The sequence below is a fragment of the Roseicyclus sp. genome, assembly GCF_965662675.1.
Classification (GTDB): domain Bacteria; phylum Pseudomonadota; class Alphaproteobacteria; order Rhodobacterales; family Rhodobacteraceae; genus Roseicyclus.
This window is the reverse complement of record NZ_CBFIIK010000181.1, coordinates 1-2,132: the sequence shown is the minus strand read 5'-3', so window position 1 is coordinate 2,132 and position 2,132 is coordinate 1. Positions and strand designations below refer to the sequence as shown.

The 2,132-nt window shown below is 60.8% G+C and carries 3 protein-coding genes; all 3 read right to left on the bottom strand.

Annotated features, from left to right (window positions below; genetic code table 11):
• On the bottom strand, positions 1–958 hold a 958-nt coding region (locus ACTG4J_RS15290; RefSeq protein WP_439140591.1), incomplete at its 3' end, for a DNA-directed RNA polymerase subunit alpha.
• A 111-nt stretch (positions 959–1,069) separates the two neighbouring features.
• Positions 1,070–1,459: a 30S ribosomal protein S11 gene (rpsK, locus tag ACTG4J_RS15285; protein WP_213684341.1), complete on the bottom strand. Its 390-nt coding sequence runs from the start codon at positions 1,457–1,459 to the stop codon at positions 1,070–1,072.
• Positions 1,460–1,474: 15 nt separating this feature from the next.
• A complete protein-coding gene (rpsM, locus tag ACTG4J_RS15280; protein WP_439140590.1) occupies positions 1,475–1,843 on the bottom strand; it encodes a 30S ribosomal protein S13 in 369 nt (122 codons plus the stop codon).
• Between the last annotated feature and the right edge of the window lie 289 nt (positions 1,844–2,132).

Genomic DNA, 2,132 nt, shown 5'->3' with positions numbered 1-2,132 from the left:
CGATATCCATTCCGAGATGCAGACCCATGCCCGAAAGCACTTCCTTGATCTCGTTAAGCGACTTGCGGCCGAAGTTCGGGGTGCGCAGCATCTCGGCTTCGGTTTTCTGGATCAGGTCGCCGATATAGACGATGTTGTCGTTCTTGAGGCAATTCGCCGAACGCACCGACAATTCCAGCTCGTCCACCTTCTTGAGAAGAAGCGGGTTGAACTCCAGATCATCATCGGCATCGGCGCGGCCAGCAGCCTCGGGCTCGTCGAAGTTGACGAAGATCGAGAGCTGATCTTGCAAGATGCGCGCGGCATAGGCCACGGCGTCATCAGGCGTGAGCGAGCCGTCGGTTTCCAGCTTGAGGGTCAGCTTGTCGTAATCAAGCACCTGACCTTCGCGGGTCGGTTGAACCTCATAAGAGACCTTCTTGATGGGCGCGAAGATCGCGTCGATCGGCATCAGGCCGATGGGCGCATCCTCGGGACGGTTCTTGTCGGCAGAGACGTAGCCCTTGCCGGTGTTGACCGTCAGTTCCATGTAAAGATCGGCGCCATCGTCGAGGTGGCAGATCACGTGATCCTTGTTCAGGATCTCGATGCCCGCGCTTTCCGAGATATCACCGGCGGTGACAACCTTGGGGCCCTTGGCCGAGACCGAGACCCGCTTTGGACCGTCGACATCCATGCGGATCGCGACGCCCTTGAGATTCAAGACGATGTCGGTGACATCTTCACGCACACCGGCGACCGAAGAGAACTCGTGCAGCACACCGTCGATCTGAACGGAGGTGACGGCTGCGCCCTGAAGCGAGCTCATCAAAACGCGCCGCAGCGCGTTGCCGAGCGTGAGGCCGAAGCCGCGCTCGAGAGGCTCGGCGATAACCGTCGCCTTGCGTGCAGGGTCGGTACCCGGCTGAACGATCAGCTGGGTTGGCTTGATCAGCTCTTGCCAATTTTTATGGATCATGCGTCGCCTCCATTCTTGCACCGGGCGGATCCAGCTCCGGCACGCTCGAGGATCAAAATGACGTCAGCGGGCCACGCATGATCGCGTAGCCCGCCGTTGTTTCGTATCGGCTCAGACGCGGCGGCGCTTGGGCGGACGGCAGCCGTTATGGGCGATCGGGGTCACGTCACGGATGGACGTGATCTGAAAGCCGCAAGCCGCCAGAGCGCGCAACGCGCTTTCGCGGCCCGAACCGGGGCCCTGCACCTCGACCTCGAGGGTCTTGACGCCATGCTCTTGTGCCTTCTTGCCGGCGTCTTCGGCGGCCATCTGGGCGGCGAAGGGCGTCGATTTACGGCTGCCCTTGAAGCCCATCGTGCCGGACGAGGACCACGCGATCGCGTTGCCCTGAACGTCGGAAATCAGGATCTTGGTGTTGTTGAACGAAGAGTTCACATGCGCAACGCCTGCGGCGATGTTCTTGGAAACCTTGCGCTTTGCGGGACGACGATCGCGTGCCATGGACCCGGTCCTCCCTTATTTCTTCTTGCCGGCAATGGCCTTTGCGGGGCCTTTGCGGGTGCGTGCGTTGGTATGGGTGCGCTGACCGCGAACGGGCAGGTTGCGGCGATGACGCAGGCCACGGTAGCAGCCAAGGTCCATCAGACGCTTGATGTTCATCTGCGTCTCGCGGCGCAGGTCGCCCTCGACGGAGAAATTGGCGTCGATATGCTCGCGGATCTGCAGCACTTCGGCGTCCGACAATTCGTTGACGCGGCGCGATTGGTCGATGCCGACAGCGTCGCAGATCGCTTTCGCCGAGGTATGTCCAATGCCGGTAATATAGGTCAGCGCGATCGGTACGCGCTTGGAGGTGGGGATGTTGACCCCTGCGATACGTGCCAAGGTATTCTCGTCCTTTGCGTTGCGAGCCCGTAATACCAGGCCCTTTTTTCACAACTAAGGGCCCCTGGTCATGTTGACCGAAGGACCCTTTCGTTCAGGTCGATCCGTCGCGGTAACAGCCACGAGCAGATCATGATTCCCATAGGGAAGCCGCCGTGTAGGCGCATTTGGCTAGGGCGTCAAGGGGCCGAGGCCCTGCTTGTCAAGGGTAAATTGGGTCGATGCCGCGCGCCGGTTAACCCGCCGCGCCAAGCAGCGCCGCGATATCGGTGGCGACTGTGTCGATTTC